The organism is Burkholderia sp. MSHR3999, assembly GCF_000833595.1.
GTDB classification, from domain to species: domain Bacteria; phylum Pseudomonadota; class Gammaproteobacteria; order Burkholderiales; family Burkholderiaceae; genus Burkholderia; species Burkholderia ubonensis.
Window position 1 is genome coordinate 778,627 of sequence record NZ_JRFO01000007.1, and the last position, 21,204, is coordinate 799,830.

The window sequence follows — 21,204 nt, forward strand, 5'->3', positions numbered from 1 at the left end:
CAAAATTGCGTAATCGGTAAAAATACCAAAAACTATTTCGATTGCCGATATTATTGACTCGTGGTTGGGGTAATTTCAGCTATGGGCTTCCAACTAACGTCGGCGGAGCGTGCTCGAGCTTACGCGGCTACGTCCCTGACGAATCCGGTTGAAGGCTCCCCATTGATGGGGCTAAACTACTGTACATGCATACAGTAGTTGGGGCGGCAAAAAAGCGAGGGAAGGGTGAAGGGAGCAGCGAAAACAACGAAGTTGCGGTGCAAGCCGGGGGACCTGGCGAGAGTGGTCGCATCAACCAACCCGGCTTTGGTGGGGGCGATTGTGTTGATTGAGCGGTTGCGCTCAGACGGTCGCTGGGACGTTGCCCTGGACAGGCCGGCGTTCGGATTTACGTCGCGCGAAAAGCGTCCAGTCGTTACCTGCGCCTTTACCTTTCGAGATGCCTCGCTTGAACCGATTCCTCAAAAAGAGCTGGGCATCAATCTCCTGCGGGGCGATCTTCATCCAAGCGCGATACTGGGCGATGGGTTGGCGCGGATTGCGCAAGCAATCCACTAATGTATGCCTCTGCTCTTGCTCGCCCAACCTCGTCGAGCCGGCACCATTCCGATGGCAGCGTCGGAGCGGCTCCTTCGCCGAACTCAAGCCATTCCAGCGTGGTCTTCAGCGCACGAGCCAACGCGAACCCTCGGGTAGTGGTCGTGCTGCCTCCTGCCTCGATCTTGGCTATTGCGGGCTGAGATACGCCGACCTGTTCTGCGACCTGTTTCTGAGATAGGCCCAGAGCATCACGCAGCTCCTTGGCGCGGCGTCCAAATTCAGGATTTTCCATGGCGATGATCCTATAACCTTGGTTGTGGGCCGGCAAATAACCAAAGTTCTTGCCAATAAATAACTTTGGTTATAGTATGGTCGTATGGAACCGATAAATTGCTCCGCGCCGGCGTTGCTGGCTGCGATTCAGAAAGCAGGGTCGCAATCAGCGTTGGCTCGCCTGATCGGCAAGAAGCAGCCGCACATTCACAAGTGGCTGAACTCCCCCAACGCTATGAGGCCTGAGAACTGCGTTCTCGTCGGAACCGCCGTCGGAATACCTTATCGAGATTTCCGTCCCGACGACTGGCACCTGATCTGGCCCGAGCTCACCCAGCAGCAGGAGGAGGCGTGATTCATTTGATCCACTGTGCGATCAGTGGGATTGCGGCGATTGTCGCCATTGCTGCTGCGATTACTGCCATCACGTTCGCGAAGATAGCGATGCGGCGCTGCGATCTTTCCGATGCTCGGCTTCTTGAGCAGGCGGGTAGACATGGCCCGCGCAGGAAATTCGCGGGATTCGCATTGCTCTGCGATCAGCCGGCAGACGCATTTCGTGCGGTATGGCGCAATTCGGACGGGCCTGTTCTTCATTTGCTTGCGGGAGAGCGGCATCTGTTGTTGAGCGTGCGGGAAGAGGTCGCGAGAGAACTTGCCAGCGCGATCCTCTGCCCTCAATACGGTCGCGAGAACTGCGAACTAACGACGCGTTGCTACCCACCCGCCGATGAGGGAGGGGATACCAAGTCCGGCGACGTCGAACCGGGCTCGCGCTGCGGTTCCGGACGCCAGTGCAGTTGCTGCTTCATCGGGTGTGCCAAAGGGTCCAGCCCATGAATAACCGTCGAGGGCGGCATGCCACGTCCCATCCTTCATTTTGAAAACATGAAAGGTGCCACGGGACGTAGTGAACGTGTATTCGTCGATATCGATCATGAGGGTTCCTCCAGATATGGAAGTGAAAGGTTGTGGTGACCATGAGCTTACTGGCGAGAGCCGGAACCCTCACCCAACAGCAGGAGGTCGCATGACTCGCATCCGAAATTTCGGCACGTACGTCGAGCTCGAGCTTCCCGGCGGTGCATGGGTGAGGGTGCCAAAGCTCCGTCGTGACGAAGTGATTTCGCCCATCGCAGCCACGCGTGTACATCTTCTATTTCCGACCATCGGCCAGGCCCGCGAGTATTCGAGCTTGAGAATTTTCAGGATGCTCGGCCAGGCGCCGACAGAAACGCAGCGGGCACGATTTGTCCAGCTACACCGTTCCGGCGAGCGGTTTCTAAGAGCCGTTCGAGTTCTGCGTCGCCGCGGGCATTTTGCGGGTCGGCCAGTAGCAGTACTTGGATGGCGGTTATTTCCCACTGGTGAGCTTGGACCCAAACGGAAAAGACCTGCTCCGCAACGGCTGCGTCCGGTGCAAACACGAGGCCGTGTGCGGATCCACCTTCGCAAAGACGGTACTCGGCATTGGTGTTGTTCGCCGCGGGGCGGACGTCTGTTTGGATGACGTAAAGATTTGCGTTCATGCGAATCCCGTTGTGTGTGGGTTGAAGAGGTCAGAGGCTTTGATTCTCTCATAGCGGTGGTTCGCATCAGGTTGTCGATTCTCGGTTTCCGTTGACCGCATCGTATGTGTGTCGATCAGCAACGGCACTCAAATTATTGTGATTAGGATTGCTTATAAATGGCGAAGCCGAATATTGAACAAGCGCTGCGCGATGTCCTGACAGGACCGGATCGGAAGCGTGCTGCGGAACAGCTTGGCTGGGATGCTTCTGAAGTGAGCCGCTTTCTGAGCGGTCAACGGGGTTTGATGATCACGGACTTCGAGAAGGCGATTGACGTCGCGGGCTACGCGCTCGTCAGCCGGCCGTACCTCGACGCAATCGCGACGCTCTGCAAGGTCGGTGCCGCATGCGAATGCGCGCGTGCCGGGGCGGGCGAATGCGGGCGGGCCTGACTATGCAATTCCTGTTCGAACGCGCGGCCTTCCGCGCCGGCTGGCGCGCAGCACGCGGCGGCATTCCCTACCATGAAAATCCGCTGACTCGCGGAGCACTGGCTCGCTTCGCGCGGCAGTGGGGTTGCGGCTGGTCAGCGGCGAATGACGCCGGGGAGTGCGCGTGAATGGCGCGTACTACAACGAACGCGACCCGCACGCTGCCGGAACGCTGCGAAACCTTATCGCTGCCGGCCTCATTGCGCCTGGTGACGTCGACGAGCGCGACATCCTCGACGTCCATCCCGACGATCTGCGCGACTACACCCAGCATCATTTCTTCGCCGGAATCGGCGTGTGGTCGTATGCGCTCCGCCGCGCTGGCTGGGCCGACGATCGACCTGTTTGGACTGGTTCCTGTCCGTGCCAACCTTTCAGCGCGGCAGGCAAGGGACTTGGGTTTGATGACGAGCGGCATCTCTGGCCTGCGTGGTACTGGCTCATCGGCGAGTGTCGACCTGCAGTCATCTTTGGAGAGCAGGTTGCGAGTTCGGCTGTCGACCCTTGGATCGACCTTGTACACGCTGACGTGGAGGCGCTGGACTACGCCTTCGGGTGTGTCCCGTTCCCGTCTGCGGGCGTCGGTGCCCCGCACATCCGCGACCGGGCGTACTGGATGGCCTACGCCGACGGCCGCACTCGCGGAAAAGGGCGTGCGCACGTTCGACGGCGGGCTGATCGAGGCTATGCGCAATCACGGGCCGGATCTGGCGGCAGCAGCCTGCTTGGCGGGCTGGCCGACCGCAACGAGCACGGACGCGCTGCGGATGCCGTCTCCGGAATTCACAACGTCCAACGTGACGCTGAACCATGCGGCAGCGCTCGCTGGGTGGCCGACGCCGACGACCACGGATTTCAAGGGAGCGCCGCTGAAGCCATACGCCGAAAGGGGCGGCGGCAAGAAGGGCATGCGACTGGACGCAGCGGCTCATCATTGGCTGTCGGTTTCGACCGAGTCGAGCCAGCCGGCCCGACTAACGGCGTCTGGCGCGATGCTGACTGGCTCCTCTGCCGGGATGGAAAGTGGCGGCCAGTTGAACCCGGCACATTCCCGCTGGTTGATGGGACTCCCGCGCGAGTGGGACGACTGCGCGCCTACGGCAATGCGATCAACGCGGAAGCGGCTGTCGCGTGGATCGAAGCGTGTCGGGGGGTGATCGAATGAACTGGCTCGATCGTTCCCACCGCGGCGACTGCCGCGACCTGATGCGCGCCATGGTCGCCGACGGCGTGCGTGTGCAGACGATCGTGACGTCGCCCCCGTATTGGGGGCTGCGCTCGTACCTGCCCGACGGCCACCCCGACAAGCATCGCGAGATCGGACAGGAGCCGACGCTGCGCGAGTTCATTGACACGCTGGTCGGCGTGTTCGATCTGGCGCGCGGACTGCTCGCGGACGACGGCACGCTCTGGCTGAACATGGGCGACAGCTACGCGGGTTCGCGCAGCGGCCCGGAAACGGCGTCGACGCTGAACGGCACGCGCCGCAACCAGACCGAGACGAATCGCGCCATGACGGCGAGCCGCCGACGGGACGACGCGCCGATCCCGCGCTCCGATGTTCGCGTCGAAGGGCTGAAGCCGAAGGATCTCGTCGGCCAGCCGTGGCGCCTAGCGTTTGCGCTTCAGGACGCCGGTTGGTACCTGCGCCAGGACATCATCTGGGCGAAGCCGAACCCGATGCCGGAGAGCGTGCGCGACCGCTGCACGAAGGCGCACGAGTACCTGTTCCTGCTCAGCAAGAGCGAGAAGTACTTCTACGACTTCGACGCCATGCAGGAGCCTGTCAGCGGTACCGCACATGCGCGCGGATCTGGCGTGAACCCGAAGGCGCGCGAGCCGGCCGGGTGGGATACCGGTCCAGGCGGCCATCGCGAGAAGGTCGGCCGGTATTCCGGCACCGGCGTCGGCTTTGGTCGCGGCTACGACGCTGTCGCGAAGCCGCGTGTAAAGCAGAACACATCGTTTTCCGGCTCGGTGAACGAGCTGGTTTCCATGCGCAACCGTCGCAGCGTCTGGACCATCCCGACGCAGTCGTACGACGGCGCACATTCCGCGACCTTCCCCGAGGCGCTGGTTGAGCCCTGCGTGCTCGCTGGCAGTCGTCCTGGCGACGTCGTGTTCGACCCGTTCTTCGGCAGCGGCACGACGGGCCAGGTCGCGCAGCGGCTCGGCCGTCGCTTCCTCGGATGCGAGCTGAACCCCAACTACGAGCCGTTGCAGCGCGAGCGCCTGCGGCAGCCGGGCCTCATGTTGGAGGCATCGTGAGCAAGCGGCCGACCCTCTACGTTGTATCCCTGTCTGGCGGCAAAGACAGCACGGCGACGCTGCTCGTCGCGCTCGAGCTGCACGGTCGCGAGAACGTGCGCGCCGTGTTTGCCGACACTGGCAACGAGCACGAGGCGACTTACGAGTACGCGCTCGACTACCTGCCGAGCGTGCTCGGCATTGTGGTCGACGTCGTGCGTGCATCGTTCGATGACGAGTTCGCGACGAAGCGGGCGAACCTCGCACGGATCGCCGCCGGCGAGCCAGAGTCGGCTGTCTACGGTAAGCGCGAGTTCATGTACGCGTGGACGCCCGAAGCGGCGAGCCGCGCGCTCGAGCTGTTGCACCCGACGGGCAATCCGTTCCTCGACGTCTGCATGCTGAAGGGCGGGTTTCCGTCGCGGAAGCGGCAGTACTGCACTGAGTACCTGAAGCGTAACCCGATCACCGAGTACCAACTGGAGCTGATCGACGAAGGTTACGCCGTCGAATCGTGGCAAGGGGTGCGTGCCGACGAGAGTGAGGCTAGGCGATGGCTTCCGTCGTACGAGCATCGGGGCGGCCACTACGCGGTCTACCGACCAATCCTGCGCTGGAACGTGGATGACGTCTTCGCTGCGCACGCGTTCGCTGGCATTCGGCCAAATCCGCTCTATCGGCAGGGCATGTCCCGTGTCGGGTGCATGCCGTGCATCAATGCGTCGAAGGCCGAACTGCGCGAGATCGCACGCCGTTTCCCCGAGCACATTGAGCGAATCGCCGAGTGGGAGCGACTGGTGACGTCCGTCTGCCGCCCGGGATCGCCGGTCACTTTCATGCACCTATCGAGTCACGGTGGTCATTCCGGCGCGGAATCACACATCTGGCAGGTCATCGATTGGGCTAAGACGACCCGCGGTGGCCGGCAATACGACCTTCTTGCGGACGCCGAGCCAACAACGGCGTGTGCGTCCGCATATGGGCTTTGTGAATAGCCTTGAGCACAGGAGTAGAAATGGCAAAAAACAGTATTGACGCCTACGGCGCGAAAGGGAAGAGCAACACCCTCTTTTTCGATCCGGACGACCTGACGCTGGTTCAGGATCCGGCGCACCCGCTTTACGACGAGCGCGTTCATTGGCCGGTCGACGAGAACATGGTGCGCAACATCATGTTTCAGGGCGTTCTGCAGGCGATCGAGGTCAACAAGAACCCGGAGACGGGCGAAATTGAAGTCGTCATGGGACGTCAGCGTGTGAAGGCGGCGCGCGAGGCAAACAAGCGCTTGCGGGAGCAAGGGCGCGAACCCGTGCACGTTCCGGCGAACGTGCGCAAGGTTACGCGCGCACAGCGTGCGCTCGACCTGTCGGCTGCTGTCGCAAGCGAGAACGCCATCCGTCAGCAGGAAACGCCGTTGACGACGGCGGCGAAGATGGCACGACAGCTCAAGATGCGCAGCGAGGATGACGTAGCAATTCTCTTTGGCTGCAACGTCCAAACCGTCCGCGCGACGGTGGCGCTGCTCGATTGCTGCGAAGCGGTCCAGAAGGCCGTCGACGCGGGCCAGATCAACGTCACCCACGCGCGGAAGCTCGCGAAGCTGGAGCCCAGCGAGCAGCGTGAAAAGGTGCGCGAGCTCGTTGCGGCCGGCGAAGGTAAGACAGGTCACGCGCGCTCGCGTGCGCAGCGGGCGGTCGTTGAGAGCGGCACGTCGCGAATGCGGACCCGCAAAGAGATCGCGGCGGAACTGGCGGGGGCGTCTGGCGACCGTGCGGCGGCGCTGCGGTGGGTGCTCGGCGTCGACGAAAACAGTGCGTCGACGGAGGGCGTCGTTGCATGAGGCTCATTGAGGAACTGACGAATGCCTGGAGCCAGGCCGGGTCGGTATCTGTCACCGACGCGGCGACATCCGAGACCGATTCGGCCGGCGACGTCCACGTGCAGCGCGCCGGGCGCCGTTGCTTGTCGTGCGGCGCGAGCACAGACGAGCGCGGCGATCTGCCGTGCGGGCATTGAGGCTACCGTCATGAGCACGATGATTATGTCTCAATGCTGGCCGCTGGGCGGGATGTCGATTGCGCAGAAGGCCGTGCTGATCTCGCTCGCTGACAACGCGAATGACCAGGGCGTCTGCTGGCCGTCAATCCCTACCATCGCGAAGCGGACATGTGCATCCGAGCGTGCGGTGCAGAACGCAATCAAGTGGCTGGAAGAGGCAAAGATCGTGAAAGCGAATCGCTCCAACGGGCGCCATACCAGCTACACGATAACCCCCGCAGCATATTCACCCCCGAAGGATATTCACCCCCGCAACAAATGCACCCCCGCAGGAGATTCACCGCCGCAGGATATGCACCACACCCCCGCAGGAGATGCGGGGGACCCCGGCAGGGCGTGCACCACCCCCCCGCAGGAGGTGCCGTCTAACCGTCAAGAACCTCCAATGGAACCGTCATTGAACCGTCAACCTGCGCGGCGTGCGCCGCGAGTTGCGTTGCATGGGGAACTGCGATCGATCGAGTTGCCCGACTGGCTGCCGGTGGACGCATGGCTCGATTGGTGCGAACACCGCGAGGCGAAGGCGGCAGACAAATCGGCGCCATGGGCGCACGCGACGGCGAAAGTCTCGATCAAGCGGCTGACGAAGCTCCGTGACGCCGGACACGATCCCGTCGCCTGTATCGATGAGGCCGTGCTGCGCGGCTGGACCGGGCTGTTCCCGGCAAAGGCCGATCCGGCTGCCGCGTCGTCAACATCGGGCGGCTCTGTCCCGCCGGACTGGTGGAAAACCGCGCCGGGAATCCGCGAGCGTGGCAAGCAGCTCGGTATCGAGGAAAAGCCGAATCAGGTGTTCGAGCAGTACAAGGCGCGTGTGTTCAAGGCGGCCGGCCCGGGTGAATGGATGGAGGACATGCTCCGGACGGTCGGTCGCGAGAGCGAGGAACGATACGACGCCCTGTACGCGTTCTTCAACGACATTCCGCGTGAACAGGGTGGCAATTCATGACCAAGCGGAGCACGTCGCTTCACTACCCCGAAGGTACGACACGCGTTGGAACGGCGCGTGTGCGCGACGACAGTCGGCCTGCAATGACGGCTGCTCAGAGCCTGATCTACGAGGCAACGGGCAACCGTCCGCAGGTTGACAGTGGTTTCGACGAGATCGCCGACGGGTTTAATCCGGGCGCACCGGTGCCGCTGTCGATGCAGAAACCCGAGCGGGCGCCGAAGTATCGCAACCGGAAGTGCGAACACGACGGCATCCGGTTCGACAGCGAGAAGGAACGCTCGCGCTATTTCGAACTCGTCCGAATGCAGACGGTTGGTCTGATTCGCGATTTGCAGCTTCAGGTTTCGTTCGTGCTGACGGAGCGCATGCAGCGCGACGACGGGACATGGGAACGAGCGTCGAAGTATGTGGCCGATTTCGTCTATGTCGACGTCATTACGGGCAGGCAGATCGTCGAGGACGTGAAATCGCCGATCACGCGGAAGAACCCGACGTACGTGCAGAAACGCAAGGACATGTTGGCGGTGCACAAAATTTCAATTAGGGAGGTTTGATGGGCGAAGGAAAGATGGGGCCGATTTCGCGAAAGATCCTCGAGTGCGTGAAAGCTAACCCGGGCATACATGCGAGCGATGTCGCCCGCCAGTTAGACCTCGGCGATGGTGGCGGCACGCGGGAAACCATTCGAACGCTGATTGCGCGCGGCTATCTCGTGCGCGGCACGAAGAAACACGTACCCGGCGCCAAGGGGCACACCGTTTATCCGCTGACATACACCGGGAAACCGTTCGAACGCTCGGACGACTGGGCAGTTTCCACACGATGGAAGACCCGCCAAGACCGGATGGTGGCAGAAGCTGAACGTGAAGCGCAGGCATTGACCGCGATCGATTGGACGGGCCAGGCCATTCGCGCCATGGTCGCTTCAGCGAGGGCCGCAGCATGAAGAAAAGGTTCTCTCTCGGAACGCTCATCGCCGCAATGAAGCCTGGCATTCGCTATACCGCGCCGGAGCTCGCGGCGATGACGGAGATGCCGCTGTCGACCATCCGCAGCTTGCTCGGTAGTGATCCGGCTATCACGCGGCTCGACGTCAAAACCATGAAGAGCGCGCGTCGCTACTCGATTGCAGGAACGTGCGGCGGACCCGCGAGGCTCGATACGCGGATCGGCCCGGACTTGACCAGCACACTCGCCGGCTATCAGCAGTCGTTGGAGGTGCGTGCATCACTTGCGATGTTGGTGCGGCGGTGCGGCTAATGCGACAAATGGCTGTCGTTTATGGGGCGTCGGCATGAAACGCTCCGGTTTCGGCCCGCGCAAAAAGCCGCTCGCGCGCGGTTCGTGGTCCCGGAAAAGCTCACCGTTACCCGAGCAGGCACCGCGAAAGGTAGTGATGAAGCGACGTGCACACCGTCCGACCGTCGCCGAGGGCGCGAAGTATCTCGCTGCTTGCCGCGGCGAGCCGTGCTATCTGCGCGTGCCGGGCCTGTGCCGGCTGAATCCGATGGATGAAACCGTCGTTCCGTGCCACTCGAACCAAGCGCGGCACGGAAAGGCGGGCGGTCTCAAGGCGAAACACGAATTCACGGTTCCGGGCTGCGATGCGTGCCACGCATGGATCGACCAGAACCGTGTCGGCACGCCGAAGCAGGTCAAGTTCGACGTGTGGGATCGGGCTTTTGAGGAATGGGCACCAGTGCGTGCCCGAAAGATGGGAGAGGCAAATTGCCAGAAAGAATGTGGGTAGAGATACCGGACGGACGATATCCCGTTCCTCGGTTGCGTGGTGCGGGACGAATGATCGTCAGCGAGCGGACACGCACGATCGACGCGACGGTGTTCCGCATCGCGCTGATTCCGACTGTCAAGCGCCAGTTGGTAGCGGTTGTTGAGGTGGATGCGTTCATTCCGGAAATGTGGCGCGCGAACATCCCGCAGGTAGACGCTCGATGGGTTGAGTCGGGCGTATTCCGGACGAAGGCATACGTGCTCGAAAACAGACATTCGCGCGCCCTCGCGCAGTTCCTTGCGAGCGGCGCGCACGTACTGGATTTGAGGGACGGGGCATGAATGCGGCTGCATGCATCTTATATAGCGACGTGCCTGAGCGATTGATGATATCGGCGATCCGCCACCGCGACGGAGTCACAGACGCAGAACTCATCGCGTTCGATGAGTGCCCGTTCAGCGGCGAGATCACGGAGACGGAGCACGGCATGCAGATCTCGTTTCCATGGCCTCGTAACCGGACGCTGCGCCACGCCATAGGCGACTGGCTTACGCACCACGGCATCAATTTCACGGTAATCATGTAATCGGCCGACGCACGCGCGAGTCGATCAAATTTGCACGGTGGCACAGAGAATGGAAGAAATCGGATTCAAGTCGGCTTATGACGCGGTGCGCTTCGCCTTGGCCTATTCGTCGCAGCAATACGGCGAGACATTGATGGCGAAACGGCTACGTGGGGAATCGAAGGGCGGTGGGATGGGCTTAATTGGAATGGATGGCGCCGGCCAGGCGGGGCAGATTCGGCGCGAAATGGTTGAATCGCTGTCGGTCGTCCAGCTTGCTGCAATCGTCGCGCGGACCGCCCCACGGGATCATCCCTGTGCGTGCGGGCGGCCGTGCTGTAGCGGGCGTATTCCGAACGCAGAATGGCAGGAGGCAATCAGCTTTCTTACGGAAGCGTCCGCCGCGTACGCGTCGGGCTTCTCGCACTACCGAGCTCGCCGCGCGATCATCGAAAAAATCTACGGAGTGAAGATCGACCTTGGGGAAATCGCGGAGCAGTGTGATGCACATCGAAACACTGTAGGCCGTCATCACTCGGCGGTACGTCGCTGGTTGGAGGGCGATAGAAAGAGAGGGGAGCCGGGACTTGAGCGAAACGCGTGGACGATCCTTGACGTTCGCGCATCTGAAATCGGAATTTGTGGCACTACTGACGAAAAATGTTGACACAGTGAATTCAATGCACAATAATCGGCAACATTAGATACACGTCATCATTGCGCCCAAAGCCCGCGAGCCCACACGCTAGCGGGCTTTTCGCTTTCAGGCCATGCGATTTCCCGATCCCCAACGCTCCTATTGCTACGGCGATCCGCTCTATGCACTTGAGCTTGAGCAAGAAATCGCGGAGCAGAAGCAAAACGCCGAGATTTCGCGCGCTTGTCGAGCGATTAAGCGGCCGAGCGCAGCGCGCAGGGCAGCGGAGGCGCTGTTTGAGAGTGGTCAACATGATCAAGCTTGACGTCAAGAACAGTTTCGACAAGCTCTCGCTGCGGCTCCGGCAATTCTCGCAAGACTTGCCGTATGCGACCGCGCAGGCGCTAAACACGGTCGCGTTCGATTCGCAGAAGTCGATCCGCACGGACACGTTGCCTGGCACGTTTACGCTCCGGAACAAGCGCACGCGATCGGGTATTCAGGTCGACAAGGCCACGAAGCAGAATCTAACGGCCGCGGTCGGCACAACCGACTGGTGGACGGCGCAGCAGACTGAAGACGTGACCCGCCGCGCGGGCGACGAGGGGCGAGAAAGCGTCAAGGTTCATGGCAAGCCGTATCTCGCGATTCCGGTCGGTGGCGCGCCATCCAAGGTGATAGCGAAAGGGCAACGCGCCAGCGCCTTGATTGCGAAAAACCAGGCATATGTCGTGCAGCTCAAAAAGGGGCTCTACGCTGTTGTTACGGGCGAAGCTGGTGTGGCTCACGGCATCGTCCCGCTGTTCATCCTGAAACCGCAGGTAAGCATCAAGGAGCGATTGCATATGAAGCCGGCTGTCGATGCGGTAATTCGGAAGCGTTTCGACGAGCGTCTCGCGGCTGAGCTTGAGCGGATCGCGAGCAAGGCAGCTGGCTAGGCTGGCGGCCGGCGACGGAGGCTCGTCGCGGGCGCGTGGCAAGGCCTGATCGCAGGCGTCTTACATCATGAAAGGTGGGGCGGATCGAGGGCGGGTCCTTTCCGCGCGGAAGCCAAAACGCGGGGAATGCTGCGACGCGCGATATTTAAGTAATTTTCGGTCCCGAAACGAGCCCAGTCACAATCACAAATAGTGCTATTGCGGATTTCGCAACAATCCGGAACGCCTTTCTGCATCTGGCTTGCAGCGATTTCGGATATGCGGAATCTGTGATCGTGAGGGGGCCTTGGCCCCTCAAGTTTGTGACTGAGAAATCGGCGGGTTTGGGTATGAGCGAGCAACCGAAAGCGGCAGAGCCCGACTTCGAAGTATCTGTCCATTGGCTTACAAAATTCGGACCGTATTCGTCGCGCGAACAGGTGATTCGCCTCGCAGCTGACGGCGTGACGGTGAAGTCCGGGCGGGGCCGATACTACGCCGGGCTCAGCCTGCGCAATCTCTGGCGGCGCGAGTTGGATAAGCAGGCCGCTGCCTCGCTCGACGATGAAGATCCGTACAAGCAGGCGCAGATCGACAATCTTCGGAGTAAGACCAGACTCAACGACCTCGAACTGGCAAAGCTCGAAGGCGAATTGATGCTGGTGTCGCAGCACGTCGAGCAGATGGCCGAGCTGTCGAAGTTCTTCGCAACCTTTCTGGATACGCTACCCGACGTCTTAGAGCAATCGGCCGGACTGTCTCCGGAGCAAGTGAGCGAACTCGCGCGCAAGATCGCGCACGTGCGCGGGGATCTGTACAAGAATGCCCTATCAATCGTTGTACCCGACAAACAGCCTGTCGTCGGGGCGGATGGAGGCGGCGGAGACGCTGGAAATCCTGCTCCCGCCAAAGCGCGACAAGGTAAGCGAAAGCGCGATAGCAAGCCTGCGAATTAGTACCCCGGGCGGATATGAAGGGCCGTGGGACCCGGACCGGACGCCGTATGTCGTGGAGCCTATGGATTGCCTGACGCGGCGCGATCTCGAGGCGGTCATTTTTGTCGGCATCGCTCAGAGTGGGAAGACGCAGGGACTTGTCGAGGGCTGGCTCGTCTATTCGGTCGTCGACGATCCGGCCGACATGATGATCGTGCATGTCACGCAGGACGACGCGCGGACGTTCAGCCGGAATCGCGTCGACCGCATGGTGTACGCAAGCCCGGAAATGCGCGGTCGCCTGTCGCCGTTCGGTCACGACGACAACGTATTCGACAAGCGCTTTCGAGCAGGGAACACGCTGAGCATCGGCTGGCCGACGCCGGGGAAGTTCCGTGGCAAGAACATCCCGCGGATGGCGCTGACTGATTACGACGGTTACCCGAAGGACGTCGGCGGCGAAGGTGGCGCGTTCGCGCTGGCGCGCAAGCGCACGACCTCGTTCATGTCGGGCGGTATGACGCTCGTCGAGACCTCGCCCGGTTACGAAATTCTTGATCCGGAATGGAAGGCAAAGACGGAGCATGAGGCTCCGCCGACGGACGGCGCGCTCGCGCTGTACAACGGGGGGGATCGTCGCCGCTGGTACTGGACGTGTCCGCACTGCGATGAGCGTTTCGAGGCTTTCAGTTGGCCCGAGCACCCGCGCAGCGTGCTGCATTGGGATACGTCGATCGAAGACCCGGAGGCGGCCGGCGCAACCGCACACGTCATATGTCCGGAGTGCGGCTCGGTCATCGAGGAGCGCCAGAAGTACGCCATGAACAAGGACGGCGTCTGGCTTGGTGAAGGCTGGCGGACGGGCAAGACGCGCAAGTCGCGCGTCGCGTCATTTTGGATGTTTGGTGTGGCTGCGGCTTTCCAGTCGTGGTCGAGCCTGGTCGCGAACTACCTCAAGGCGAAGCAGAGCGAAGAGGCGACGGGCAACGCGGAGTCGCTGAAGGCGACGCTCAATATCGATTGGGGTGTTCCGTATCTTCCGAAGGTTGCTGCCGTTGCTGCAGATCCGGATGTCTACCAGGCACGCGCCGAGAAGGCCGAGAAGCGTCGGATTTGGGGCGAGGTTCGCTTCCTGACGATGGCGATCGACCAGCAGAAGAATCGCTTTGTGGTTCAGGTGATTGGATGGGGACTGCACGGAGAACGCTGGGTGGTAGACCGCTTCAACGTTTCCGAGTCTGATCGGATGGGCGAAGACAGCAAGCTCATGCGCGTCGAGCCGTTCACGCATGCCGAGGACTGGCATGTGCTCGACAAAGTGATCGAGCGGAAATACCAGACCGAAGGCGGAGTCGAACTCGAGGTGAAGCAAGTCGTCATCGATACCGGCGGTATGGACGATGCGACCGAGAACGCCTATGCGTACTGGCGCCGCCTGAACAAGCTCGGCAAGGCCGCTCGCGTAATGCTGATCAAAGGTGGCTCGAAAATGACCGCGCCGCGATGCGTTCGCTCGACCACCGAGTTCAAGCGCACCGGGGTGCCCCTGTATGTCCTGAACGTCAACCAACTGAAGGACGAAATCGACCGGTCGCTCAATCGCGAAGAGCCGGGGCCTGGCTACATCCACTTTCCGGAATGGCTCGGCGGGTGGTTCTACAAGGAACTCACGGCCGAAGTCCGGACTGCGGATGGCTGGAAGCGCCGGTCGAAGCAACAGGGGAACGAGGCATTTGACCTGATGGTGTACAACCTTGCCGCGTTCATCATGGTCAAGGGCGAAACGATCGACTGGACGAATCCGCCGCATTGGGCGCGACCACTCGCGGAGCAGGTCGAGAAGAAGGAAGACGACTTTTCGATTTTCGAGAAGCTTGGCAGGAGCATGAATTCATGAGCGATCCGCATTCCACATCACCGTGCGGCCCGGTTTCGCCGACACTTCCAACGTGTGATCAGATGATGGCGTCCGCCATCGCAGCGTATACACAGTTGCTGAGCGGCGCACGGGAGGTGGTGAAGGTCAAATCGATCGACAACGAAACCGAGTTCAGTCGCCGCAATCCCGACGCGCTGCTGAAATTCATTCTGAACCTGCATCAGCAATGCCCGTGCGCGCAAAGCTATGCGGTGCTCGGCATTCCATGTCACCGCGCTCCCGGTCGCGTGAATTTTGTAGACCACGGATGGGAGGGTGCCTATCCGTTGCGTCGACGATGGTAACCCTATGGACATTCAGATTCTCGATCAGCACGGTGTGCCTATCAGCGGTGCCGACGATCGCATGACGGTTCAGGGGGCCGCCTTCAAGTCGGGCGAGCGGGTGAGTCGCGAACTGGCTCATTGGCGCCCGTCGCTCAAGAGTGCCGATCGGGACATGCTCCCGGAGAAGGCGATCGTCGAGGGCCGCGCGCACGATCTGTCGCGGAACAACGGCTTCGCGCGGGGCGCGCTTCAGTCGCAGAAGGACCGGATTGTCGGTGCGAACTATCGCTTGCAGCTTCGGCCGGCATACAAGACGCTCGGCCTTGACTTCAAGACGGCGAACGATTGGGCGGCACAGGTTGAGCAGGAATTCAGCTTGTACGCAGACGATCCGGAATGCCTGATCGACGCGACGCGTCGTCGGACGATGACGCAGATGCTTCGGGAGTGCGTCGGTACCGAGATGTTGCAGGGCGAGGCGATTCTGTCACGCGAGTGGCGTTCGAGCCCGGCCGGTTACTCGACGTGCTTCATGTCGATCGAGCCCGAGCGGATGTGCAACCGCAATCTGACGATGGACGTCGACAAGATGCGGGCCGGCGTCGAACTGGATGCGTGGGGCGCGCCGCTTGCGTACTGGATCCGCACCCGACACCAACAGGATGTCGACTACGGGATGAGCTCCTATACGTGGGACCGATACCCGAAATACAACCGGTTCGGCGATTTGAACATCATCCACGTATTTGAGCCGGAACGGCCGAATCAGACACGCGGTTTCAGCCAGTTCGCGAGCGTCATTCAGAAGATGAAGATGGTCGACCGGTTCGAAGATGTCGAACTTGAAGCCGCAATCATCGCAACGACGTACGCGATGGTGATCAAGTCGGAGTTTGGTGCACGGTCGGCAATGGAGGCTCTTAACGGAAGTCCATTTCACGAACAGTTGGGCGCATTTATCAAAGCGCAGATGGCGTTTCACAATGGAACTAACCTGACGTTTGACGGAATCAAGATTCCGCACCTGTTCCCGAATGAGTCGCTCGAGTTCACGACGCCCAACCATCCGAACGCGAACGCCGAGTCGTTCCGGACTTGGATGATGCGTCACTGTGCGCGGGGCATGAACACGTCCTACGAGGAGTACACGGGGGACTTTTCGAAGACGACGTACAGCAGTGCGCGCGCGTCGATCGACGTTGCATGGAAGTACGTCACCGGGAAGCGTGCGGGGTTCGTGGATCGTCTGGCGTCGTTGATGGTCCGCGCATGGATGGACGAGGCGATTACGCGTGGCAGGATCAAGCCGCCTCCTGGCATCGATTACTGGAAAGCACGGTCCGCTTTGACGCGCTCAGCCTGGATCGGCGCCGGCAAGATGGTGATCGACGAACTGAAGACGGCGAAGGCGAACCAGACAAAGCTGACGACGGGCGAAACGAACCTCATGAACGTGACCGCCGACAACGGCGATCGCTGGGACGAAGAACTCGAGCAGCGCGCGCGTGAAATCGCGTACATGGAAGAGCTTGGATTGCCGAAAACCGATCCATATGCGGGACAGGCAGATCCTGAAACCCTCGCGATGCTGTCTGTGGAGACTGAATGAAGAGCTATCCACACATTGCGGCCCGGGCGCTTAACCGCCCGTTGCTGCTGGAACCGGGCTATGCCCGGCTTTTTTTCGCCGCCCTTTCGCCGCGGCTGAATATCAGTGAACTCGTGTTGGCGTCGGGCGAATCGCTGGAGGGGCAGGCAATTGCCGGCGCACTGAACGCATACGACCCGGCGCGCGGCTACCGCGCATATGACGTGCAGAACGGCGTCGCGGTGATTCCGGTCGACGGCACGCTCGTGCACAAGAATGCGGCGCTCAACCCTGTATCGGGGATGCAGGGCTACGACGGTATTGAGGCGAAGTTGGCCGGTGCGCTCGCCGATCCCGAGGTGCGCGGCATCATGCTTGACATGAATTCGCCGGGTGGCGAGGTATCGGGCGTCAAGGATCTCGCTGCAAAGATTGCGGCTTCGTCGAAGCCAGTATGGGCCCATGCGAACGAACTGGCCGCGAGTGCCTGCTACTGGCTTGGAAGCGCCGCCGACCGGCTGATCGTCACGGAGACAGCCGAAGTCGGCAGCGTGGGGGTGTTGGTGGCGCACGGTGACTACAGTAAGCAGCTCGAGGATGACGGCATCAAGGTGACGCTCATCCATTCCGGCGCGAGCAAGGTCGACGGCAACCCGTACGAGCCGCTACCCGAAGGCGTGCGCGACCGTTGGCAGGGTGAGCTCGACGATTTGCGAATGCTCTTCGCTTCGAGCGTCGCGGTGGGGCGAAAGATGGACGTGCAAGCGGTGCTCGATACCGAGGCGCGGCTATATCGCGGCCGAGCAGCAGTAGATGCGGGCCTCGCCGACGCAGTGATGCCGTTTTCCGACGCGCTCAATGAATTTTCAACAACGCTGTCCGGTCAGGGCGGCACTTCGAAAGGGAGTGTACTCATGAGTACGCAAGGTGCCCGCGCCGACGCGCCGGGACAAGACGTGATGTCGGCAGCGGAGGCCGTGCGCCTCGCCGAGGAAGCGCGCGCCGAGGGCGTGAAAGCAGGCGTGGATGCCGAGCGCGCGCGAATCGGCGCGATTCTCCAGCATGCCGAGGCCGTTGACCGCGGCGAATCGGCCGTGACTCTCGCGCTGACGCCCGGCATGACGCCGGAAACGGCCGGCGCGCTGCTCGCGACCTTCCCGAAGGCTGCGACTGGTGGTCGAACGGTTGCAGAACTGGCCGATGCGGCCAACGTGAAGGCGGATCTCGCCGGACAGACCGTCGACAAGAAGCAAGCGTTCGCTGAAAAGTCGGCGGCGCTCTGGAAGAAGCACGGTTAAGCCGATTCTCACGATTTAGGAGAGCAAGTCATGGATTTCTATCCGCAAAACGATCCGAATCTGGCAGATCCGTACCAGGCATTCAGCACCGAAGCAGGCTATACCCCGGATCAACTCGTCGTAAGCGGCGACGTTCACTTCGTCGAAGTCTATTTGACGAGCGGCGTCGTGTACGTGCGTGGCGATCTGCTGTCGTTCGACGCAGCAACGAACACTGTGAACACCGTCGCGGCTGGTTCTGGCGCCGATGCGCGGTTCATCTGCCCGAGCAATCTTACGGCGGCGCAGTCGACCACCCATGCCGCTGGCAAATACCTGCTTCAGGTGTACTCGGAAGGCGATTTCAACGAACTCGCGATCACGACGCAGGGTGCGCCGGTCTCGGCCGCCGATCTGCTCGCTGCGAAGGGTGCGCTGAACGCCGCCGGAAATGTCCGGCTGCGCAAGATGACTTGATTGCTTCGCCACATCCAACCCTTCACGGGCCGCCTCGAGCGGCCCGTTTTCATTTCTGCGGCTGGGAATCGAGTTCCCGGCCCATGTATGGGAGTTACGCATGTCCGCGTACAGCATTTTCGACACAGCCGAGCTGGTGCAGTTGATCCAGACGGTCTTCGAGCCGGAAAATTTCCTGCTGAACTCGTTCTTTCCGTCGGTGATGGAGTTCGAGACCAAGGAAATCCTGTTCGAGCGCTTCACCGAGAACGAGAGCATTGCCCCGTTCGTCAGCCCGAACGTCGCAGGCCGTCCGATGCGTCGCGAAGGGCGTGTCGTACAGTCGTTCGCGCCGGCTTATCTGAAACCTCTGCATGCCGTCCAGCCGGAAGAAGCGTTTCGTCGGTCGGCTGGCGAAGCGATCGGCGCTGGAACGCTCAGTCCGCAAGAACGTTTCTTGCTCGCTACGCAGCGTGCGCTCCAGAAGCAATTGCGCGCCATCGAGCGGCGCATGGAATGGATGGCCGCACAGGCCCTGGTGAACGGCTCGGTTGTGGTCGTTGGCGACGACTATCCGTCCGTGACAGTTGACTTCGCGCGCGATCCGGGCAATACGATTGCACTCGCCGGCGCGGCTCTCTGGTCGCAACCGACCGCCACGCCGCTCGACGATCTTGAAACGTGGTCGATGATCATCCTCGAACTGACCGGTGCGGCCGGTTCCGACGTGATCATGACGCCGGACGTCTGGAATGCGATCAAGAACAACCCGGCTTTCCTCGATCTGTTCAAGCGCTACCAAAACCTGGGTGGCCCGCTGCCGAACGTGCTGCCGGCGGCGCAGAAACGAAACCTCTACAAGGGGCAACTCGGCAACTTCAATCTGTGGGTGTACCAGGATTGGTATCGCGACGAGCAGGGCAACAAGATCTCGTATCTGCCGCCGGGGACGGTTGTGATGGTCGCGAGCGGTGACAACGGAATTGCGGGAGTTCAGGCGTATGGCGCGATTCAGGACCTCGCGTCGCTGGTCGCACAGCGCTTCTTCGCGAAGATGTGGGAGCAGCCGAACCCGAGTGCCGCGATGCTGATGACGCAGTCGGCGCCGCTCGTGGTGCCGTCCCGTCCGAACGCGACCGTCTCGGCCAAGGTCCTCTAACGCCTGCCTCGGCCACCTGGACTTGGTGGTCGGAGCACCCATTCAAGGAAATGAAATGGATTTGATTGCGAAGTGCCGACTGAAGGTCGACAGCCCGGTCGTCGAGATTCCGGGCAAGAACGGTGGCGAACCCACCTACAAGCGTACCGGCGTCGAAAAATGGATCGTTCCCGGTGAGCGTTTCACCGTTTCGGACGAAATCGGCGAATCGCTGATCAAGCGCAAGGTCGCTGTTGACGCGGATGCGCCGACCGAGGCTAAGCCGATCGTGCCGACGCCGACGGGCCCGACGGTCACGCTCAACGAGCCGCCGGCCGCCTGAACATGTCGACCGACTGGCTTCCGGCCGGCTACGTTGGCGGGTTTGCCGGGCACTACGTCGAGGCGGTGAGGGCTCAGCTTGCCGAGTTCGGCGAGTGGGTGAGGCACCGCCCGTCAGGCGGAAAGGACGATTGGGTGTTCATGCATTTTGTTGAACCGCCCGACGACCTTCACCTCGGAGGTGCGGTCCTCGAAGTGGCCGAGGTCAGTCCGCGGTTGCGCGGGCTCATCTCCGATTTCGCGGCCGTCCCCGTCAAGTACAAGCAGTATGCCGAGGGCCACACCCGAAACGGCACTGGCTCCCTGATGGTGGTTCGAGGCGTCGTTTACGAGGTGAAAGACGTCAAGTTGAATCCGTGGGGCGAGGTGCGATTGCCCTTGCTCGAGATCAGCGGCGCGCGCGACCCGAATTTCTATGCAGATCTGGCGGCGTTTCTTTGCCCCGGGGAGGCGTGATGCTCATTCGCTCTGCGATTCGACTGGCAGCCGTCGCGATCCTTTCCGATCCGAATACGGCGTTGCAGTCGGGATCGTGCGCTACCGGTTTTACCGCGGCGCAGGATCGGGTGTTCGACAGCCACTCCGAACCGCTTCAGCTTCTCCAGCGGTCTGACGTCGAGTTGCCGGCGATCTCGGTCTACACGGACGCAGAGGACGGAGACTTCGGGGCGGGTATGTCGATGAATTTCAGCTCGCACGTCGATCTCGTCGTGCATGTTGAGATGTACGCGAGCATGTCGACCGACTTCGACACCGAGATGCTTCTCGACACCATGGAGGAGCAGGTTCGCCGCAAGCTGCTGTGGGACGACCGACTTTACCGCCAGCCGCACATCGACGAGCAGGGCAACGTTTCCGGATTCGACCGGCTCGTGCAACGCATCTCGAAGTACCAGTCGACGCGCGCGATGGATAGCGAAAGGCAGGCGCGTATCGGCATGCGTCGATTCAGTTTGACCGTGCACTACGTCGAGAACTGTCTGCCGCCCGAGATCGTTGTGGGTGAGCGCATGGCGCCCGCGACCATGACCTGCATGAAGGCCGGCGTTCAGATCGGACGGGACCTCACGCAATTCAACCCGAAATTCCCGGAGTAATCCAAATGCAGACCAAATTTGTCAAGCCGGCGCGCGGCGTCGTGCTGATGCCCGAGCGCGCATATCGCGAGATGCCGGCCGACGGCACGAACGTTCCCGTCAATCCGTACTACCTCAGCTTGCTGCGGTTCGGCGATGTCGACGAGGCGGTACCAACTACGACCATGCCGAAGGCGGCGGTATCGCCTGCGACATCGGGCAGCGCGGCATCGTCGTCCTCGAATTCCTGATCCACACGGAGCT

The 21,204-nt window shown here is 61.4% G+C and carries 29 protein-coding genes; 27 read left to right on the forward strand and 2 right to left on the reverse strand.

Features of this window, described 5'->3' with window-relative positions:
- Positions 1 to 478: 478 nt before the first annotated feature.
- Positions 479 to 832 carry a helix-turn-helix transcriptional regulator gene (locus tag KY49_RS36320; protein ID WP_156162617.1) on the reverse strand — a complete coding sequence of 118 codons (354 nt, stop codon included), beginning with the start codon at positions 830 to 832 and terminating at the stop codon, positions 479 to 481.
- A gap of 84 nt (positions 833 to 916) precedes the next feature.
- Between KY49_RS36320 and KY49_RS26990 the strand changes: the two genes are divergently transcribed.
- Both KY49_RS26990 and KY49_RS37710 read left to right on the forward strand, forming a co-directional pair.
- Complete coding sequence (locus tag KY49_RS26990) at positions 917 to 1,168, forward strand: transcriptional regulator (protein ID WP_042587474.1); 252 nt, start codon at positions 917 to 919, stop codon at positions 1,166 to 1,168.
- Complete coding sequence (locus KY49_RS37710) at positions 1,165 to 1,653, forward strand: hypothetical protein (RefSeq protein WP_156162618.1); 489 nt, start codon at positions 1,165 to 1,167, stop codon at positions 1,651 to 1,653. Before KY49_RS26990 ends, KY49_RS37710 begins: the two co-directional genes overlap by 4 nt.
- A 365-nt stretch (positions 1,654 to 2,018) precedes the next feature.
- Here the strand turns inward: KY49_RS37710 and KY49_RS37715 are convergent, their stop codons facing one another.
- Positions 2,019 to 2,342: a hypothetical protein gene (locus tag KY49_RS37715; RefSeq protein WP_156162619.1), complete on the reverse strand. Its 324-nt coding sequence runs from the start codon at positions 2,340 to 2,342 to the stop codon at positions 2,019 to 2,021.
- A 158-nt stretch (positions 2,343 to 2,500) separates the two neighbouring features.
- Here KY49_RS37715 and KY49_RS26995 point away from each other — a divergent pair, with 158 nt between their 5' ends.
- The 25 genes from KY49_RS26995 to KY49_RS27110 all read left to right on the forward strand — a co-directional run bounded on the left by KY49_RS26995 (position 2,501) and on the right by KY49_RS27110 (position 21,191).
- Complete coding sequence (locus KY49_RS26995; RefSeq protein WP_042587475.1) at positions 2,501 to 2,776, forward strand: hypothetical protein; 276 nt, start codon at positions 2,501 to 2,503, stop codon at positions 2,774 to 2,776.
- A gap of 163 nt (positions 2,777 to 2,939) precedes the next feature.
- Entirely contained in the window at positions 2,940 to 3,980 is a 1,041-nt protein-coding gene (locus KY49_RS36325) for a DNA cytosine methyltransferase (protein WP_082062500.1), read from the forward strand.
- Entirely contained in the window at positions 3,977 to 5,083 is a 1,107-nt protein-coding gene (locus tag KY49_RS27005) for a DNA-methyltransferase (RefSeq protein WP_042587477.1), read from the forward strand. Before KY49_RS36325 ends, KY49_RS27005 begins: the two co-directional genes overlap by 4 nt.
- Positions 5,080 to 6,057 (forward strand): phosphoadenosine phosphosulfate reductase domain-containing protein, encoded by a 978-nt coding sequence (locus KY49_RS27010; protein ID WP_042587478.1) that lies wholly within the window; start codon positions 5,080 to 5,082, stop codon positions 6,055 to 6,057. Before KY49_RS27005 ends, KY49_RS27010 begins: the two co-directional genes overlap by 4 nt.
- A gap of 20 nt (positions 6,058 to 6,077) precedes the next feature.
- On the forward strand, positions 6,078 to 6,902 hold the full coding sequence (locus tag KY49_RS27015; protein WP_042587479.1) for a ParB/RepB/Spo0J family partition protein: 825 nt from the start codon (positions 6,078 to 6,080) through the stop codon (positions 6,900 to 6,902).
- Between the two features lie 186 nt (positions 6,903 to 7,088).
- Positions 7,089 to 8,069, forward strand: a complete 981-nt coding sequence (locus KY49_RS36330; protein ID WP_082062450.1) for a helix-turn-helix domain-containing protein — start codon at positions 7,089 to 7,091, stop codon at positions 8,067 to 8,069.
- Entirely contained in the window at positions 8,066 to 8,626 is a 561-nt protein-coding gene (locus tag KY49_RS34675) for a DUF1064 domain-containing protein (protein ID WP_052495788.1), read from the forward strand. Before KY49_RS36330 ends, KY49_RS34675 begins: the two co-directional genes overlap by 4 nt.
- On the forward strand, positions 8,626 to 9,018 hold the full coding sequence (locus KY49_RS27035; RefSeq protein ID WP_042587482.1) for a winged helix-turn-helix domain-containing protein: 393 nt from the start codon (positions 8,626 to 8,628) through the stop codon (positions 9,016 to 9,018). The genes KY49_RS34675 and KY49_RS27035 overlap by 1 nt, the downstream gene beginning before the upstream one ends.
- Positions 9,015 to 9,332, forward strand: a complete 318-nt coding sequence (locus tag KY49_RS27040; RefSeq protein WP_042587483.1) for a hypothetical protein — start codon at positions 9,015 to 9,017, stop codon at positions 9,330 to 9,332. Before KY49_RS27035 ends, KY49_RS27040 begins: the two co-directional genes overlap by 4 nt.
- A 34-nt stretch (positions 9,333 to 9,366) precedes the next feature.
- Positions 9,367 to 9,822 carry a nuclease domain-containing protein gene (locus KY49_RS36335; RefSeq protein ID WP_082062451.1) on the forward strand — a complete coding sequence of 152 codons (456 nt, stop codon included), beginning with the start codon at positions 9,367 to 9,369 and terminating at the stop codon, positions 9,820 to 9,822.
- A 50-nt stretch (positions 9,823 to 9,872) separates the two neighbouring features.
- Positions 9,873 to 10,145, forward strand: a complete 273-nt coding sequence (locus KY49_RS27045) for a hypothetical protein (protein WP_442854651.1) — start codon at positions 9,873 to 9,875, stop codon at positions 10,143 to 10,145.
- Positions 10,142 to 10,390 (forward strand): hypothetical protein, encoded by a 249-nt coding sequence (locus KY49_RS27050; protein ID WP_042587485.1) that lies wholly within the window; start codon positions 10,142 to 10,144, stop codon positions 10,388 to 10,390. The genes KY49_RS27045 and KY49_RS27050 overlap by 4 nt, the downstream gene beginning before the upstream one ends.
- Positions 10,391 to 10,439: 49 nt before the next feature.
- A complete protein-coding gene (locus KY49_RS36340; protein WP_082062452.1) occupies positions 10,440 to 11,036 on the forward strand; it encodes a DNA-binding protein in 597 nt (198 codons plus the stop codon).
- Positions 11,037 to 11,317: 281 nt separating this feature from the next.
- A complete protein-coding gene (locus KY49_RS27055) occupies positions 11,318 to 11,944 on the forward strand; it encodes a hypothetical protein (protein WP_042587486.1) in 627 nt (208 codons plus the stop codon).
- Between the two features lie 329 nt (positions 11,945 to 12,273).
- Positions 12,274 to 12,879, forward strand: a complete 606-nt coding sequence (locus KY49_RS38795; RefSeq protein WP_156162620.1) for a DUF1441 family protein — start codon at positions 12,274 to 12,276, stop codon at positions 12,877 to 12,879.
- Positions 12,794 to 14,755, forward strand: a complete 1,962-nt coding sequence (locus KY49_RS27065; RefSeq protein ID WP_231636651.1) for a phage terminase large subunit family protein — start codon at positions 12,794 to 12,796, stop codon at positions 14,753 to 14,755. Before KY49_RS38795 ends, KY49_RS27065 begins: the two co-directional genes overlap by 86 nt.
- Positions 14,752 to 15,081: a hypothetical protein gene (locus KY49_RS27070; protein ID WP_156162621.1), complete on the forward strand. Its 330-nt coding sequence runs from the start codon at positions 14,752 to 14,754 to the stop codon at positions 15,079 to 15,081. The genes KY49_RS27065 and KY49_RS27070 overlap by 4 nt, the downstream gene beginning before the upstream one ends.
- 4 nt (positions 15,082 to 15,085) lie before the next feature.
- On the forward strand, positions 15,086 to 16,672 hold the full coding sequence (locus KY49_RS27075; protein ID WP_042587489.1) for a phage portal protein: 1,587 nt from the start codon (positions 15,086 to 15,088) through the stop codon (positions 16,670 to 16,672).
- Positions 16,669 to 17,949 (forward strand): S49 family peptidase, encoded by a 1,281-nt coding sequence (locus tag KY49_RS27080; protein WP_042587490.1) that lies wholly within the window; start codon positions 16,669 to 16,671, stop codon positions 17,947 to 17,949. Before KY49_RS27075 ends, KY49_RS27080 begins: the two co-directional genes overlap by 4 nt.
- 30 nt (positions 17,950 to 17,979) lie before the next feature.
- Positions 17,980 to 18,405, forward strand: coding sequence for a hypothetical protein (locus tag KY49_RS27085; RefSeq protein ID WP_042587491.1), 426 nt, complete (start codon positions 17,980 to 17,982; stop codon positions 18,403 to 18,405).
- Between the two features lie 100 nt (positions 18,406 to 18,505).
- On the forward strand, positions 18,506 to 19,543 hold the full coding sequence (locus KY49_RS27090) for a major capsid protein (RefSeq protein ID WP_042587492.1): 1,038 nt from the start codon (positions 18,506 to 18,508) through the stop codon (positions 19,541 to 19,543).
- A 22-nt stretch (positions 19,544 to 19,565) separates the two neighbouring features.
- Entirely contained in the window at positions 19,566 to 19,865 is a 300-nt protein-coding gene (locus KY49_RS27095) for a hypothetical protein (protein ID WP_197083609.1), read from the forward strand.
- Positions 19,866 to 19,867: 2 nt separating this feature from the next.
- A complete protein-coding gene (locus tag KY49_RS27100; RefSeq protein ID WP_042587494.1) occupies positions 19,868 to 20,320 on the forward strand; it encodes a hypothetical protein in 453 nt (150 codons plus the stop codon).
- The gene (locus KY49_RS27105; protein ID WP_042587495.1) at positions 20,320 to 20,961 is read left to right on the forward strand and encodes a hypothetical protein; all 642 of its coding nucleotides are present in this window, start codon (positions 20,320 to 20,322) and stop codon (positions 20,959 to 20,961) included. The genes KY49_RS27100 and KY49_RS27105 overlap by 1 nt, the downstream gene beginning before the upstream one ends.
- A 5-nt stretch (positions 20,962 to 20,966) precedes the next feature.
- A complete protein-coding gene (locus tag KY49_RS27110; protein ID WP_042587496.1) occupies positions 20,967 to 21,191 on the forward strand; it encodes a hypothetical protein in 225 nt (74 codons plus the stop codon).
- The last annotated feature ends 13 nt before the right edge of the window (positions 21,192 to 21,204 follow it).